This window comes from Clostridium sp. DL1XJH146 (genome assembly GCF_054819755.1).
The window spans coordinates 1-16,996 of record NZ_JBTVVN010000031.1 but is presented as its reverse complement, the minus strand read 5'-3'; the positions used below and the strand labels follow the sequence as shown (position 1 = coordinate 16,996).

Here is a 16,996-nt window from a genome sequence, read left to right as displayed (position 1 = left end):
GACATTTTAAAACAAAAACATCTATTATAATGGTATAATATTTTTATAAAAATTTTTAATTGGAGACAACTTATGAATAAAAATAATTTTAATAAATATTCAATCATAACAAAAATTCTAACTTTATATTTACTTTTTAGCTCTCTATGGATTTTTACTTCAGATAGAGTAATAACTTTCCTTACAAACAATCCAGCCACGATTACAAAAATTCAAACTTATAAAGGCTTTTTATATTTATTAATAACAACTATAGTATTATACTTTGTTATTAATAATGTTATTTCAAAACTAGTAACTACACATAATGTACTCCTTAATACAGATTCATTTTACAATAGTTTATATAACAATAGTCATTTAATTCTATTATTAATCGACCCTGAAACAAAACAAATAGTTGATGCTAACGCTGGGGCTCTTAAATTTTATAAATATTCCCTTGATAAAATATGTTCATTAACGATGAATGATATTAATACTATGACTAAAGAAGAAATAAATAAGGAAATGAAAAAAGCTATTGCTGAAGAAAAAAATTATTTTATTTTTAAACATAATATTTCAGACGGTACTGTTAAAACCGTTCAAGTTATGTCTGCACCAATTACTATCAATGAAGGAAAGTTACTTTTTTCTATGATTATCGATATCACAGACACAATAAAATCAAAAATAGCTCTCTCTGAATCCGAAGAGAAATTCAAACTTTTTTCTGATAATATAGAAGCTTGCATATATATTAAGAATATAAAAGGTACTTATATTTTCGCAAATAAATATATATCTGATTTCTATGGTCAGTGCGATTTGACAAATAAAAATGTTAAAGATTGTATTATTCCTGATGAAGCATCCTCAATATTTCTTTACGATAAAAAAGCCGTAGAAAAAGGTCAAATTTCTTATGAACAATCCTTTACAAATTATTGTGGTGAGAAAAGAACCTTCAAAATATTAAAATTCTCAGTCCCTAATCATAATAATGAAACATTAATTGGCGGAATAAATATTGATGTTACTGATTATAAGGTAGCTGAAGAAAAAATCAAAAAACTAGCTTATTTTGATTTACATACTGGGCTGTATAATAAAAACTATTTAGTAGAAAAAGTAAACAAACTTATTGAAGAAAATAATGATTTAATTATAGGTATTCTTTTTATTTCGATTAAGAACATTGAACAAACGACCGAATTTATGGGTGCTGACTTTACAAATAAGTTATCTGTTACTATATCGCAAAGAATTTCTAAACTTTTAAACAAAAATGATACGATAGTTCAATATAGTAAAAATGATTTTATCATACAACTTACTGATCCTGCAGGTACTATGAATATTAGTTCTAGATCTAAAAATCTTATTAATCAAATGATTAATCCCTATGAAATTGATAATTTTAAAATTAATATTTCTACTAATGTAGGGCTAAGTATATATCCTAATAATTCTGATAATATTGAAGAATTAATAAAACAATCTAGTATTGCAATGAAAATGTCTAAGCTAAAAGAAAATAATTCTATTGTATTTTATGATAAAAATGTAGAAAAACAATTATTAAATCAGGTTCACTTAGAAAATGACTTAAGCTTAGCCCTAGAAAATGATTCTTTACAATTATACTACCAACCAATAATTGATACTAAAACAGAAAAAACTATTAAAGCTGAAGCTTTACTACGTTGGATACATCCTGAAAAAGGATTTATCTCTCCCTCTGTATTTATCCCAATTGCAGAGAAATCAAATTTAATTTTAACAATTGGAGAATGGGTTATAAAAACAGCTTTCTGGCAAGTTAAAAGTTGGTTAGCTGCTGGGATTACACCACCTAAAATTTCAGTTAACTTATCAACAAAACAACTTGAACAAAAAGATTTTGTTCCAATGCTTAAAAATATAATACAAGAAACTAACATAGATACACGATATATAGATTTTGAAATAACAGAAAGTTTAGCAATTAACAATGAACTAGGTACAATTAGCACTCTTAAAGAAATCGAAGCTTTAGGAATTTCTTTTTCTATGGATGATTTTGGAACTGGCTATTCTTCCTTAAGTCAACTTAAGAAACTACCACTTAAAACTTTAAAGATTGATATGTCATTTATATCAGATATCAATGAAGATTTAGATAACACAATAATTGTAACTACAATTATTGCCATGGCACAAAGTATGGGTTTATCTGTAGTAGCTGAAGGAGTGGAGACATCACATCAATTTGAATTTTTGAGAAATAACAATTGTGATATGATACAAGGCTATTTAGTCAGCAAACCACTTCCTCATGATGACTTCGAAAAAATTATTAATAACAAGTATTCTTTTCATTCTAGTTTCTTGTCGATACTTAATAATATCCCAAGTATTAAAGATACTTGTTGTCTAAATGATGAGTTATCGTACAAAGAAATAATTTACAATAGCCCACAAGCAATAATACAGTGGAGTAAAAGCTTTAAGATTTTAATGTGGAATAAAGGAGCAGAGAATATTTTCGGATGGTCCGAAGATGAAGCGCTAGATAAAAATCTAATGAAAAATATGATTCTTAAATCTGAACTTATTAAATCAATGAAAATAGTAAATTCAATTTTTTCTGGTAAACCAATAGAATATACTTCTAAAAACTATACAAAAAATAAGAAAATAATTGTTTGTAATTGGATACTATTCCCTATATTCAATAATAACGGAGAAGTTAAAAGTGTTATAACTTGTACTACAAAAACTAAAACTATTTAAATAGCATAAAACAGCTTACATATGTAAGCTGTTTTATATATATCCATCCTTTGATCTTATTGAAATTTCCCCGGACATAATCGACCTATTATTTCCATTTTTTAATGTAACCACTAATTCTCCATTATCATTCAACTCTACTGCTTTTGCTATAATTTCTTTTCCTTTTTCAATCATTCTAATTTCTCTTCCTATTACACAAGATTTAGTTCTACATATTTCTAATACTTCTTGCATATTACCTTTTTTAACATACTCTTCATAAAAGAATTCAAAATAATTTATAATTCCTACAAATATGTCTTTTCTAGAATATTCTTTTTTTTCTTCAATAAACAAAGAACTAGCTTTACTCTTTAATTCTCCTGGGAAATCATTCTCTTTATTATTTACATTCATTCCAATACCCAGCACAGCATAATTTACCATATTAATCTCTGCACTCATCTCAGTAAGTATTCCGCATATTTTTTTACCATTAATAATTATGTCATTTGGCCATTTTATTCCTACTTCAATATCTAACTCTTCTAATGCTTTAGCAACTGCCGCAGCTGCTATCTGTGTTATCTGTGGTACCTTAGTAGGTGATATCTCAGGTTTCAATATAATCGACATCCATATACCTTTACCTTTTGTAGATACCCAGCTCCTACCCATCCTACCCTTTCCTGCTATTTGTTCTTCAGCTACAATAATAGTACCTTCTTTTGTTTCATAGGCAATTTTTTTTGCTTCTGTATTTGTAGATGCTATACTATCATAATGAATTATTTCTTTACCTATATATTCTGTTTTAACTTTATTATGTACCTCAGATAAAGTTAGTATATCTGGTGAAGATATAATTTTATAGCCTTTTCTAGATACAGATTCTATTGTATATCCCTCTTCTTTTAAAGTATTCATATGTTTCCAAATGGCCGCTCTGGAAATTCCTAATTCTTCACTGATTTTTTGTCCACTTAAAAACCCCTGTTCACTATTTTTAAGCATTTCTAAAATTCTATATTTCATTATATGACCCCTTTTTTTTAAGTGCAATGCACAATTATGGATGATTCTCTCCTGTCGTCGAGAATCTTTAGTTATTAAATTAATTCAAAGATTTTGCATAGCAAAATCATCTTTAATTGCAAATTGCAAATTGCTAATTGCAAATTGCTAATTGCAAATTGCTAATTGCTAATTGCTAATTGCAAACTGCACATTAAGACATATAACCATTCTACAATATTTAATATAGAATAACAAAAAAAGCCTCCTGCTGGAAGCTTTTATTCTAAAAATTCACCTATTTTTCTATACTTTAAATATCTCTGATCTATTACTTCATCAATATTGTCTAACATATCTGCGAAGGGTACTTTTAATAATTCATTCTTTATGCTATTTGCCATTAATTTTAAATCTTTATGTGCTCCCCCTAGTGGTTCTTTAACTACTTTATCAATAACCTTTAATTCCTTTAAATCTTGTGCGGTTATTTTCATTATTTTTGCAGCCTCTTTTGCCCTTGAAGCATCTTTCCAAAGTATGCTAGCAAAACCTTCTGGAGATAATATTGAGTAAACAGCATGTTCCAACATCCATATTTGATCTGCAATTGATATAGCAAGAGCTCCTCCACTGCCACCTTCTCCAATTACAATTGATATAACGGGAGTTTTCAATACTGATATTTCCATCAAATTTCTTGCAATTGCCTCTCCTTGACCTCTTTCTTCGGCACCAAGTCCTGGATATGCTCCCGGAGTATCGATAAAACAGATAACAGGTCTCTTGAATTTTTCTGCTTGTTTCATTAACCTCAAGGCTTTCCTATATCCTTCTGGATTTGGCATACCAAAGTTTCTCTTTACATTTTCTTTTGTATTTCTACCTTTTTGTTGCCCTATAATTGTTACAGGAATCCCATTTAATTTACCTATTCCTCCTACAATACATAAATCATCTCTAAATTGTCTATCTCCATGCAATTCAATAAAATCATCAAAAATTTCTTCAATAAACTCTAAAGCTGTTGGTCTTTCAATCATTCTAGACAAAGTTAATTTATCCATAGCAGTTAGCTTATCATATACATTTTCTTTTAAACTATCTAATTTGTTTTCTAATTTTTCAATTTCTAATGTTAAATCAACTTCTTTTAAAAGAGAAAATTCTTTCAGCTCTATTATTTTCTTTTCTAAATCTATAATCTCTTTTTCACAATCAAGCATAAATATACCTCCTACCTTACAATACAGCTTTGATGAATATCAATAATTTTAGCTAAAGTTTCTTTTAATTGTTTTCTATCAACTATTTTATCAATAAAACCATGTTCTAATAAAAATTCTGCTGTCTGAAACCCTTTAGGTAATTTTTGCTTTATCGTTTGTTCAATTACTCTCTTACCAGCAAATCCTATTAATGTTCCTGGTTCAGACAATATAATATCACCAAGCATAGCAAAAGATGCTGTTACTCCTCCAGTTGTTGGATCTGTTAATACAGTAATATACAAATTGCCTGACTCATTATGCTTTGCAATTGCAGCCGAAGTTTTCGCCATCTGCATTAGAGATAAAATACCCTCTTGCATTCTCGCACCACCTGATGCTGTGAAAATTACAATAGGAAGATTTTTTTCTGTTGCAAGTTCAACTGCTCTAGTAACTTTTTCTCCTACTACAGAACCCATACTACCCATCATAAAATTGCTATCCATAACAGCTATTACAGTCTCAAGTCCTTGTATTTTACCAACACCTGTAACTACAGCTTCACTCATTCCTGTTTTTTCTTTATAAGAATCTACTTTCTGTGAATAGCCATCAAACTCTAAAGGATTAACACTAGCTATATTTTCATTTGTTTCTATAAAAGTATCTTTATCTATTACAAGTTCTATTCTTTCTTTTGAAGATAATCTATAGTGTTTACCACAATTACTACATATTCTATTATTTTGATTAAGGTCCTCTTTATATATTGTTTCACCACAGACCTTACATTTCACCCATAATCCATTTGGAACACTCGGTTTGTCTTTTTCATCTTCTATTTCTATTATTTCTTCTTTTATTTCCTCATTTTTCATTTCATCTTGCTGCAAGGTGATATACTGTGGTTTTTTAAATACCCTTTTTAATCTAAACATTTTTATCACCAACCTCTTCTAATCAATTTAACTTACAACTAAAAGTTAAACTCTTTCTCTATAAAAGATGTATCAAAATCACCTTTTAAATATTTCTCATTACACAATATATCAAATAAAAATTCTATATTCGTATCTATTCCATCTATAGCAAACTCTTCTAAAGCTCTTTTCATTTTAACTATAGCTTCATTTCTATTTTTTCCATGTACTATTAATTTTGCTACCATAGAATCGTATGTAGGTGGAATAGTATATCCATTATATAAGGCACTATCTATTCTGACCCCATTACCTCCTGGAACATGATAAATTTCTACCTTACCTGGTGATGGTCTAAATCCTTTTTCAGGATTCTCTGCATTTATTCTACATTCTATTGCATGCCCATTTATTTTTATATCTTCTTGTTTAATTTCTAATTTTTCTCCAGCTGCAATTTTAAGTTGTTGCTTTATTAAATCAACCTCTGTAATATACTCTGTTACAGGGTGCTCAACTTGGATTCTTGTATTCATTTCCATAAAATAAAAATCACCATTTTTATCTACTAAAAATTCAATAGTCCCAGCATTTTCATAATTCACTGCCTTAGCTGCTTTAATTGCAACTTCACCCATCTTCTCTCTTAATTCTTGTGAAATTAAGTTTGAAGGTGCTTCTTCTATTACCTTTTGATTTCTTCTTTGAATAGAACAATCTCTTTCTCCTAAATGAAGTATATTACCAAATTCATCCGCTAATATTTGAAATTCTATATGTCTTGGATTTTCTATAAATTTTTCAATGTACATTGTATCATCATTAAAAGAAACTTTAGCTTCTGTTTTTGCAGTTTGGTAGGCATTTTGAAGATCTTCTTTTCTTCTTACTATCCTAATACCTCTACCGCCACCACCTGCTGAAGCTTTCACCATAATAGGATATCCGATTCTATCACATTCCTCTACTGCATGCTCATAACTTTCAATTACTCCATCAACACCTGGTATTACAGGTACCCCTGCTTCTATCATAATTTGTCTTGCCCTTGCTTTATTGCCCATCATATCCATAACTTTCGAATCAGGTCCTATAAACTTAATATTACATTCTCTACACATTTGAGCAAATTTACTATTTTCCGATAAAAATCCAAAACCAGGATGAATACCTTCAGCACGAGTTAAAACTGTAGCACTGATTATATTCTCCATATTCAAATAACTATCTCTTGATTTACTTGGCCCTATACAAACAGCTTCATCAGCTAACTTGACATGAAGTGCTTCTTTATCAATTTCTGAATATACCGCAACGGTACGAATTCCCATTTCCCTACATGCTCTAATTACTCTTACAGCAATTTCGCCTCTATTTGCAATAAGTATTTTCTTAAACAAGTTATTCACCCACTCTCAAGCTCTATTAGTCTCTTATTCTCCAATAAAAAATGTTAATTCTGCTTCTACTGCCTTTTTATCATCTACCCATGCTATTGCTTTACCTATGCCTGCTGGGCCTTTTATTCTTATTATTTCTACTTCTAATCTTAGTACATCTCCAGGTACAACCTTCTTTTTAAATCTAGCTTTATTTATTCCACCAAAATATGCTATTTTACCTTTGTTTTTTTCTAAACTAAGAATTGCTACAGCACCTGTTTGGGCTAAAGCTTCTACTATTAAAACACCAGGCATTACAGGCTCTTGTGGAAAATGTCCCTGAAAGAAGTATTCATTCATAGTAACATTTTTATAAGCTGTTGCTTTTTTACCTTCTTCTATTTCTTCAACTTTATCTATTAGTAAAAAGGGATACCTATGAGGTATTATTTCTTGGATTTGTTTAATATCTAATGACATATTCATTTCTCCTCTATATTAAAGTTTAGCAACTTTGAATAATGGCTGATTGTACTCTACCATTCCTTCATTTTCAACAAGCACTTCTAATATTTCCATATCAAATTCAGCCTCTATATCGTTCATTAACTTCATAGCTTCAACTATACAAATAGTATCCCCTTTTTTAACTTTACTTCCTTTTTTAACGAAAGCTTCAGTTGTTGGAGAAGATGCTTCATAAAAAGTACCTACTATAGGAGAGTTAATTGTTATACATTTATCTTCAACCTTTGATTGTTGAACCTGATTGTTTTCTTTATCGTTTTTGTGCATATCATATACTGTAACTGTATCTTCAGCACTTAATGTACTTGGCTCTTTTGCCCTAACTCCTTCATTGACAATCACTTTTTCTTTTTCTTTTTTCAATTTTATCTTAAATCCATCTTCTTCTATCTCAAGTGTTGTCAAACTAGATTCGCTAAGTGTTTTAATTAATTCTTTTATATTATCAAAATCCATAATCTATACCTCATTCCATTTCTTTAGAATTATCGTTGCATTGTGACCACCAAATCCAAGTGAATTTGATAAGGCATATTCAATATCAACCTTCCTTCCTATATTAGGAACATAATCCAAATCGCACTCTTCATCTTTTTCTTTATATCCCACTGTAGCAGGTATAAACCCTTCTTCAAGTCCTTTTGCACAAATTATTGCTTCTACAGCTCCTGCTGCGCCAAGCAAATGACCAGTCATAGATTTTGTTGAACTAACTGGTATATCATACGCTTTTTCACCAAATACAGTTTTTATAGCTGCAGTTTCAAATTTATCATTATATGGCGTGCTTGTTCCATGGGCATTTATATAAGAAATATCTTCTTCTTTTATTTTTGCATCTTTCATTGCCATTTGTATTGCTCTAGCTCCACCTTCTCCACCTGGTGAAGGTGAAGTCATGTGATATGCATCGCAAGTAGCTCCATATCCAACTATCTCTGCATATATTTTCGCGCCTCTTTGCTTTGCGTGCTGGAGAGACTCTACTATAACAATCCCAGCTCCCTCTCCCATTACAAATCCATCCCTTTCCTTATCAAAAGGTATAGATGCTCTACTTGGATCTGTACTTCCACTAAGGGCCGTCAAAGAACAAAATCCTGCAACAGAAAGTGGTGTTATTGACGCTTCTGCTCCACCTGCAATTATTGCATCCGCTTCACCATTTCTTACCTTATGAAAAGCTTCACCTATAGAATGAGTACCCGTTGCACAAGCTGTAGTAATACTAGTGCAGATTCCTTTTGCATTAAATCTTATAGCTATATTACCCGCTGCCATATTTCCAATTATCATAGGAATTAAAAATGGTGATACTCTTCTTGGACCTTTTTCTTCTAATTTTTTATGTTGTTCTTCTATGGTAGATATTCCACCAATTCCTGAACCTACAATAACTCCAAACCTTTCACTATCTATATTATGAATATCAATTCCAGCATCCTTCACAGCTTCATCTGCTGCAACTATACCAAATTGGCTAAATCTATCCATTCTCTTAGCTTCTTTTTTATCCATACATTTTGACGGATCAAAACCCTTAACTTCTGCTGCTAATTTAGCTTTAAAATCAGTAGCATCAAAAGCTTTTATCTCATTTACACCACATATACCATTCTTTATATTATTCCAAGCTGTCTCCACATCATTTCCTATAGGAGTAATAGCTCCCATTCCTGTAATCACTACTCTATTTCCCATAATATCCTCCTTTAAAATACCATACCACCATCTACACTTATTACTTGCCCAGTTATATATTCTCCCATTGAAGAAGCTAGAAAATATACTGTATCCGCTACATTATCTGTAGTACCTAATTTCTTTAACGCTATATTTTGTTTTATTGTATCTTTTACTTTATCTGATAATTTCTTTGTCATATCCGTATCTATAAATCCTGGTGCCACTGCATTTACTGTAATTCCTCTTGAACCAATTTCCTTTGCAAGAGATTTTGTCATACCAATAACTCCAGCTTTAGAGGCTGCATAATTTACTTGGCCAGCATTTCCTAAAACACCTACAACAGATGATATATTTATAATTCTGCCGCTTTTTTGTTTCATCATTATAGGAACTACATGTCTTAAGCAATTATATGCCCCTTTTAAATTAACGTTTATAACGTCATCAAAATCTTTTTCTTTCATTCTCATAAATAGTCCGTCTTTTGTAATACCTGCATTATTGACTAAAATATCTATAGAACCAAATTTGTCCTTAGCTTCTTTTATAAGAAATTCTGCTTCATCAAAGTTACTAACGTCAGCTTTTACTAATAATACTTCAACTCCAAACTTCTTCAATTCATCACAAAGATTTTCTGCTTCTTCTTTGCTACTTCTATAATTAACTACTATATTAGCTTCCTTCTCCGCAAGTTTTAGAGCAATGGCTCTACCAATACCTCTACTTGCACCTGTTATAATTGCTGTTTTATTTTTCAATACTAGACCTCCTATAAGATCAATGCACAATGTACAATGCACAATGCACAATTGAGGATAATTCTCTTCGTTCCTCAGAGAATCTTTAATTTTGATAGTCGATTTTGCGTAGCAAAATCATCCTTAATTGCAAATTGCAAATTGCAAATTGCTAATATTTTATAAATAAAAACTATTGATTCAAACTATACGTTATAAATCAACAATTCTTTAAAACAAAGCCTAAAATAAAAACCCATATATTTATCATTACACTTTTAGAAACTTATAAACATATTTTTTCTCTATTATATAATATACTTTGTTTGTCAAAAACTTCGACAATCAAAGTATATACCTAAAAAACATATTACCTATATATTGTTTATACAAAGAAAACTATTCTTAAGTTCTTTAATTGGTTTTATTGTTGAAAAATTCTATTGTTTTGTTTAATGAAGAAAGATCTTCAACATTTAATAACTTTACTTTTCTATTTATCTTTTTAACAAATCCTCTTAAAGCTTTTCCTGGGCCTATTTCAATAAATGTGTCTACTCCATCATCCATCATAGTATTAATTGTTCTTTCCCATTGCACGGGGCTCATAACTTGATTTCTTAGTATATCTTTTATTTCATTTTCATCATTTATATAATCACCAGTTAAATTTGTAATGACCGGTGTATTTAAACTATTCAACTCTATCTTTTGTAGTTCTACAAATAATTTATCTGCAGCTTCTTTTAACATTTTTGTATGAAATGGCCCACTTACTAAAAGTTGAATTACTTTTTTTGCTCCTAGCTCTTCACATTTTTCTGAGGCTAATTTTAAAGCTTCATTTTCTCCTGCAATAACTATTTGTCCTGGACAATTGAAATTTGCTGGCTGAACTATTCCTTTTTGAGATCCAAATTCGCAGGCTACTTTTATTTGTTCTTCATCTAAGCCTAACACTGCAGCCATTCCACCAATTCCGTGTGGAACTGCCTCTTGCATATATCTACCTCTTTTTTTGACTAGAACAATTGCATCTTCAAATTTTAATACATTTGAATATACAAGTGCTGTATATTCTCCAAGGCTTAAACCTGCTACTACATCTGCTCTTATACCACTCTCTTCTAAAGCCTTAAGGGCTGCAATACTTGTAGCTAATATAGCTGGTTGTGTGTTTTCTGTTTTATTTAATTCTTCCTTTTCTACATTAAAACAAATATCACTTATAGAGAATCCTAATTCTTTATCTGCTAAATCAAATATTTCTTTCGCTTTATTATTATTATCATATAATTCCTTGCCCATACCAACGTATTGAGCTCCTTGCCCAGGAAATATAAAAGCAACTTTACCCATGTATAAGCCTCCGTTTTTTAGTTCACAGTTCACAGTTCACAGTTCACAGTTCACAGTTCACAGTTCACAGTTCACAGTAATATTTTATATTTTATAGTTATATGTCACAACTAATTTTACTCATTGTTTCAATTGTTTGTTTTGCTTCACAGAACATTTCTTCAATTATTTCAGTGCAGCTCTGTTCTTTCTTTATCATTCCAGCTATTTGACCTGCCATAACAGACCCTAAATCTACATTACCTTCCTTTACTGCAAGTCTTAATGACCCAGCTCCTAGTTCTCCAAGTTTTTCTAAGTCTGCTCCTTCTTTTTCTAGTTCTTTAAATTGTCTGCTTAATTTATTTCTAAGAACTCTTACTGGATGTCCCGTTGATCTAGCAGTTACTACTGAATCTATATCTTTTGCTTTCAAAATTTTATTTTTGTAGTTCTGATGTACTGTACATTCATTAGCAACTAAAAATCTAGTTCCTACCTGTACCCCACTTGCACCAAGCATTAATGTAGCTGCAATTCCTCTGCCATCACCTATACCACCAGCTGCAATTACTGGAATATTAACGGCATCTACTACTTGCGGTAGAAGTGTCATAGTAGTAATTTCTCCAACATGCCCACCAGCTTCTCCCCCTTCAGCTATTATTGCATCTGCACCCATTTTTTCCATTCTTCTTGCGAGTGCTACTGATGCAACTACAGGAATAACTGTTATTCCGTTTTCTTTCCACATATTCATATACTTACCTGGACTACCTGCTCCAGTAGTTATAACTTTTACGCCCTCTTCCACTACTAAATGTGCTATTTCCTCTGCATTATCACTCAGTAACATTATATTAACGCCAAAAGGTTTATCCGTAAGTTCTTTCGCTTTTCTTATTTCTTCACGTACATATTCTACAGGTGCGTTTGCTGCTGCTATTAGTCCTAACCCTCCTGCATTTGATACAGCAGAGGCTAATGAGCTATCTGCTATCCACGCCATACCGCCTTGAATAATCGGATACTTTACCCCTATTTTTTTAAATAAATCAAATTTACTCATATCCATCTCCTCTAGAAAACAAGACTGAAGGATATCCAACAGTCTCCAATTTTTTATTAAATTATACCTTAGTTTAGTTTATCATTTATGTACTTAACCAAATCTTCAACTTTTGTCATATTCTCTAAATCTTCAGTTGGTATTTCAATTTCAAACTCTTCCTCAAGTTCCATAACGATTTCGAAAATATCTAAAGAATCTATACCTAAATCTCCTTCGAAAGTAGAAGAAATCTCTATTTTCTCAACCTCCATATCAACTTGCTCTGCAATAACATTTTTTATTCTATCAAAAGTCATTTTAAAATCCTCCTATATATTTTAATTATTGGCTATTTTTTTGAATAATTACTGATTTATATAGTAATGTTTCTGTTAATAGTTACTGTTTATAAGACAATTTGCAATTTGCAATGTTCAATTTGCAATTATTGAAAATTGCTAATTGATAATTGAAAATTTGTTCTATACAAAACTACAAATTTATTCTATAAATGTCAATAATATTCTAAAATATAACCTTTTTATAAACTAATTATTAAACCATCTTATTAATTGAGCTCCATAAGTTAATCCAGCTCCAAAGCCTACTAAAATGATTAAATCACCATCATTTAATAAATTATTTCTCACCATTTCATCTAAAGCTAAAGGAATACTAGCCCCTGATGTATTTCCGTAATTATCTAAATTAACGAAAAATCTATCCTTATCTATTTTTAATTTTTTAGCTGATGCCTCAATTATTTTTAAATTTGCTTGGTGAGGTAGAATAAATTTTATTTCATCTATTAAAATATTTTCTTTCTCTAGCAACTTTTGTATGCATTCAGCAATTATTCTTACAGCAAATTTGTATATTTCTCCACCATTCATGCTAATATAACTTTCTTTTTTTTCAACTTCTTTCAAAAAAGTATTTCTATGTGCAATAGCTGGGAGTGTCAAGTTTTTATAGCCATTGCCATCTGAACCTGTATATGCAGATATAATACCTTGTTTTTCACTTCTCTTCAATAATACTGCGCCTGCACCATCTGCAAATAATACACAAGTTTTTCTATCCTCCCAATCAACTACTTTTGATAATGTTTCAGCACCAATTATTAATGCAGTTTCAAATTGACCTGTCTTTAGAAATTGTGTTGCTGTATTAAGAGCAAAAATAAAACCAGTACAAGCTGCACTCAAGTCAAAACATGTAGCTTTTATTGCTCCTATTTCTTTTTGAACAAGGCAAGCAGTAGAAGGGAAAAAATAATCTGGAGTAGCCGTAGCAACGATAATTAAATCAATTTCTTTACTTTTAATGTTTGAATTATTCAAAGCATCAATGGCTGCTTTTATTGCTAACATAGACGTAGTTTCATTAATAGATATTCGTCTCTCTTTTATTCCAGTTCTATCTGTTATCCATTCATCACTTGTTTCTACTATTTTTGATAAGTCTTTATTCGTCATAATATTTTCAGGTACATAACTTCCTGTACTTATTATCTTCGCATTAAACATATCTTCATTCCTTTAAACTATTTTTTTAAATTATAATTTGTTTTAAAATATTTATTTAATTTTTTTAACGCATCTGCTAAAACTACTTCTTCCTCTTCTGTTAAACCTTCAATAGTATGTTTGATCATATCTAAATGAAACTTTTCATGTATCCTATATGCTAGTTTACCCTTTTTAGTCAATTTAATTTTAACAACTCTTCTATCTTTATCGTCTCTTTCTCTAGAAACATATTCTTTTCTTACAAGATTGTTTATAGCTGTAGTTAATGTACCCACAGTTATATCTAAATCTTTTGCTACTACCGTCATTGTTCTTGGTTCGTACATCCCTACAGCTTCTATTGTATGCATCTCAGTTATTGATATATCATTGAGAGGTTCTTCTTTGATAGCTCTTTCTTCTATCACCAATATATCATTAAATATTTCAATTAATAGTTCATTTAAAACTGAATTTATAGATTTTCCCATATTAACACTCTTTTCGATTAATTATTTATTTTGTCAATCAAATATTTTGATAATCAAAGTATATATTAATATCTTATTACTGTCAACCTATAACTCATTTTTTTATTACATTACTATGTTTTAAATATTTATTAACCTTTACGTTATTCAATGAACTGTACACTGTCAACCGTGAACTAAAACACACGAAACTAAATAAAGATAAATAATTTTTGTATCAAGTGTTCTTTGTCTTAATTGAGTAAAGATATTTCTTCTGTTATAATAAATTACAAACTACTATTTGAAAGGAAAATGTATGAATACTTTTGTTTTTAAAAATAAAACTAATAGTTATACTTATTTAAGTAATATTTTTATAGATAAATATATGTCAGATGCACCCGGTGAATATGTTAAAGTATATTTACTTGCATTAAGACATTGTACCTCAGGTGAACTTGGCATTAGTTCTCTTGAAATGGCAAATATACTTAATTTATTAGAATCAGATATAATGAAAGCTTGGACTTACTGGAACCAAAAAAACATCATTTCATTTACTGCAAAAGATTCCTACGGTAACTATACTTTAGAATTCAAAGAACTTTATGGCGTAGAATCTACTTCTAACTCAAATATCTTACATGAATTAAATGAAAATTCTACCCAAGATATGTTTAAAGAAATAGAGCAGATGCTCGGTAGAACTCTTTCAAACAAAGAATTATCTATGTATTTAAGTTGGAAAAGTGACTATTCTTTTTCTCCCGAAATGATTCTAGTTTTAATAGAATATTGCTTATCAAAAGGCAAGAATGATTATAGATATTTTGAAAAAGTTGCAATTTCATGGCATGATGCTAAAATATCTACTGTAGCCGAAGTTCAATCTTTCATTAAAAAAACCGAGGACAAATGGATAAATATCAGAAAAGTTTTGAAATATCTAGGAATGAATAGTAATGAAGTAATGAAACCTCAAGAAAAAATGATAGATAAATGGCTAACGGTTTATAATTTTTCTTTAGAAATTATCTATAGAGCATGTGATATTTGCTTCGAACGGTTAAATAAATCTGAATTTAAGTATATTGACGCTATCTTAACTAGTTGGTATAAGGAAAATATTAAGACAATTGAAGACGTAGAAATTCGAGATAGAAAAAGAGCAAAAAACAAGGCATCACAGAGCTACATTAAAAATAATTATAATAATAATGACCCTTTCATTAATAGAGAACAAAAGCAATATGATTTAGATAAAATTGAGAAAACCTTATTAGGATGGGATGAAAATGATTAAAGGATATCAAACTGAAATATTAGAAATCTATGAAAAAACAAGATCTGAAAATGAACACGAACATAAAAGAAGAAAAGAGGAAATAGAAAAAAAGTTACCCTCTGTAATGAATTTAGAAAGAGAAATAAACAGATTATGTATAAGGCTAGCTTTAAATAATTTAAAGACAGAAAAAGAAAACAGCACTTCATTAGATTTAATTAAAGAAAAGATCACTGACCTTAAGATGAGAAAATTTGAATTGCTCGTATCAAATAATTATGATAGTGACTATTTAAAACCTATTTTCACTTGTGAAAAATGCAAAGATACTGGTTTTATTGGACCAACTAGATGTTCTTGTTACAATAAAAAATTAGTCCATGTTTATTATAAAAACTCAGAATTAGAAAAAATTCTTAGCAAAGAGAATTTTGATAACTTTAAATATTCTTATTTCTCTAATTCTACAAATGATAAGTTTCGTATTAGCCCTCAAAAAAACATAAAAGAAGTTTCTGAAAAAGCTATGTATTACGTAGAAAGTTTTGATTCAACTAGCGAAAATTTACTTTTCTATGGAACACCAGGAACCGGTAAAACCTTTTTAAGTAACTGTATTGCAAAAGAATTACTTAGTAATGGACACTTTGTCCTTTATAAAACAGCACAAAACTTATTTGAAAATTTAAAAGAAATTAGATTATCTAATAATAAAAAACTTGAAGACCTTATAATTAATTGTGATTTATTAATAATAGATGATCTTGGGACTGAACATATAAATAATTTTACTAGAACAGACTTATTTAATTTAATAAATAAAAAACTTCTACTAAAGAAAAAAATGTTAATATCCACTAATTACTCATTAAATGATTTAAGTTCTTATTATTCTGATAGAATTATTTCTAGACTACTAGGTGATTTCACTATTTTTAGATTTTATGGAGATGATCTAAGAATTAAATTAAATATGGATAAACAAAAAAAATAGAGACTGCCAAAAGCAGTCTCTATTTAAAATAATATCAAAATTATTGGTGCTGATACTAGGAATTGAACCCAGAACCTACTGATTACAAGTCAGTTGCTCTACCAATTGAGCTATATCAGCA

16 protein-coding genes and 1 tRNA gene are annotated in these 16,996 nt (G+C 29.7%); 3 read left to right on the top strand and 14 right to left on the bottom strand.

Features of this window, described 5'->3' with window-relative positions; all coding sequences use genetic code 11:
- Nucleotides 1-72: 72 nt before the first annotated feature.
- Nucleotides 73-2,757 (top strand): EAL domain-containing protein, encoded by a 2,685-nt coding sequence (locus ACVHXK_RS13865; protein WP_461207003.1) that lies wholly within the window; start codon nt 73-75, stop codon nt 2,755-2,757.
- A 33-nt stretch (nt 2,758-2,790) separates the two neighbouring features.
- Here the strand turns inward: ACVHXK_RS13865 and ACVHXK_RS13860 are convergent, their stop codons facing one another.
- From ACVHXK_RS13860 to ACVHXK_RS13800, 13 genes are all read right to left on the bottom strand, one after another.
- Nucleotides 2,791-3,774 (bottom strand): biotin--[acetyl-CoA-carboxylase] ligase, encoded by a 984-nt coding sequence (locus tag ACVHXK_RS13860; RefSeq protein WP_461207002.1) that lies wholly within the window; start codon nt 3,772-3,774, stop codon nt 2,791-2,793.
- Between the two features lie 260 nt (nt 3,775-4,034).
- Nucleotides 4,035-4,979 carry an acetyl-CoA carboxylase carboxyltransferase subunit alpha gene (locus tag ACVHXK_RS13855; RefSeq protein WP_461207001.1) on the bottom strand — a complete coding sequence of 315 codons (945 nt, stop codon included), beginning with the start codon at nt 4,977-4,979 and terminating at the stop codon, nt 4,035-4,037.
- Nucleotides 4,980-4,990: 11 nt separating this feature from the next.
- On the bottom strand, nt 4,991-5,902 hold the full coding sequence (accD, locus tag ACVHXK_RS13850; protein ID WP_461207000.1) for an acetyl-CoA carboxylase, carboxyltransferase subunit beta: 912 nt from the start codon (nt 5,900-5,902) through the stop codon (nt 4,991-4,993).
- A 38-nt stretch (nt 5,903-5,940) separates the two neighbouring features.
- Complete coding sequence (locus ACVHXK_RS13845) at nt 5,941-7,284, bottom strand: acetyl-CoA carboxylase biotin carboxylase subunit (RefSeq protein ID WP_461206999.1); 1,344 nt, start codon at nt 7,282-7,284, stop codon at nt 5,941-5,943.
- A 33-nt stretch (nt 7,285-7,317) separates the two neighbouring features.
- Nucleotides 7,318-7,746: a 3-hydroxyacyl-ACP dehydratase FabZ gene (gene fabZ / locus ACVHXK_RS13840; RefSeq protein ID WP_461206998.1), complete on the bottom strand. Its 429-nt coding sequence runs from the start codon at nt 7,744-7,746 to the stop codon at nt 7,318-7,320.
- An 18-nt stretch (nt 7,747-7,764) separates the two neighbouring features.
- Nucleotides 7,765-8,250, bottom strand: coding sequence for an acetyl-CoA carboxylase biotin carboxyl carrier protein (gene accB / locus ACVHXK_RS13835; RefSeq protein ID WP_461206997.1), 486 nt, complete (start codon nt 8,248-8,250; stop codon nt 7,765-7,767).
- A 3-nt stretch (nt 8,251-8,253) separates the two neighbouring features.
- Nucleotides 8,254-9,495: a beta-ketoacyl-ACP synthase II gene (gene fabF / locus ACVHXK_RS13830; RefSeq protein ID WP_461206996.1), complete on the bottom strand. Its 1,242-nt coding sequence runs from the start codon at nt 9,493-9,495 to the stop codon at nt 8,254-8,256.
- 11 nt (nt 9,496-9,506) lie between these two features.
- Entirely contained in the window at nt 9,507-10,244 is a 738-nt protein-coding gene (gene fabG / locus ACVHXK_RS13825) for a 3-oxoacyl-[acyl-carrier-protein] reductase (RefSeq protein ID WP_461206995.1), read from the bottom strand.
- 393 nt (nt 10,245-10,637) lie between these two features.
- The gene (gene fabD / locus ACVHXK_RS13820; RefSeq protein WP_461206994.1) at nt 10,638-11,582 is read right to left on the bottom strand and encodes an ACP S-malonyltransferase; all 945 of its coding nucleotides are present in this window, start codon (nt 11,580-11,582) and stop codon (nt 10,638-10,640) included.
- A gap of 97 nt (nt 11,583-11,679) precedes the next feature.
- The gene (gene fabK, locus ACVHXK_RS13815; RefSeq protein WP_461206993.1) at nt 11,680-12,630 is read right to left on the bottom strand and encodes an enoyl-[acyl-carrier-protein] reductase FabK; all 951 of its coding nucleotides are present in this window, start codon (nt 12,628-12,630) and stop codon (nt 11,680-11,682) included.
- Nucleotides 12,631-12,698: 68 nt separating this feature from the next.
- Complete coding sequence (acpP, locus tag ACVHXK_RS13810) at nt 12,699-12,929, bottom strand: acyl carrier protein (RefSeq protein ID WP_461206992.1); 231 nt, start codon at nt 12,927-12,929, stop codon at nt 12,699-12,701.
- 231 nt (nt 12,930-13,160) lie between these two features.
- Nucleotides 13,161-14,141, bottom strand: a complete 981-nt coding sequence (locus tag ACVHXK_RS13805; protein WP_461206991.1) for a beta-ketoacyl-ACP synthase III — start codon at nt 14,139-14,141, stop codon at nt 13,161-13,163.
- A 17-nt stretch (nt 14,142-14,158) separates the two neighbouring features.
- The gene (locus ACVHXK_RS13800) at nt 14,159-14,614 is read right to left on the bottom strand and encodes a MarR family winged helix-turn-helix transcriptional regulator (RefSeq protein ID WP_461206990.1); all 456 of its coding nucleotides are present in this window, start codon (nt 14,612-14,614) and stop codon (nt 14,159-14,161) included.
- 298 nt (nt 14,615-14,912) lie between these two features.
- On the opposite strand from ACVHXK_RS13800, the gene ACVHXK_RS13795 reads away from it, so the two are divergent.
- Together ACVHXK_RS13795 and ACVHXK_RS13790 are read left to right on the top strand one after the other, a co-directional pair.
- Complete coding sequence (locus tag ACVHXK_RS13795) at nt 14,913-15,899, top strand: DnaD domain protein (RefSeq protein ID WP_461206989.1); 987 nt, start codon at nt 14,913-14,915, stop codon at nt 15,897-15,899.
- On the top strand, nt 15,892-16,875 hold the full coding sequence (locus tag ACVHXK_RS13790; RefSeq protein ID WP_461206988.1) for an ATP-binding protein: 984 nt from the start codon (nt 15,892-15,894) through the stop codon (nt 16,873-16,875). The genes ACVHXK_RS13795 and ACVHXK_RS13790 overlap by 8 nt, the downstream gene beginning before the upstream one ends.
- A gap of 44 nt (nt 16,876-16,919) precedes the next feature.
- On the opposite strand, the gene ACVHXK_RS13785 is transcribed toward ACVHXK_RS13790, so the two are convergent.
- Nucleotides 16,920-16,995, bottom strand: a tRNA-Thr gene (locus ACVHXK_RS13785).
- Nucleotide 16,996: the final 1 nt, after the last annotated feature.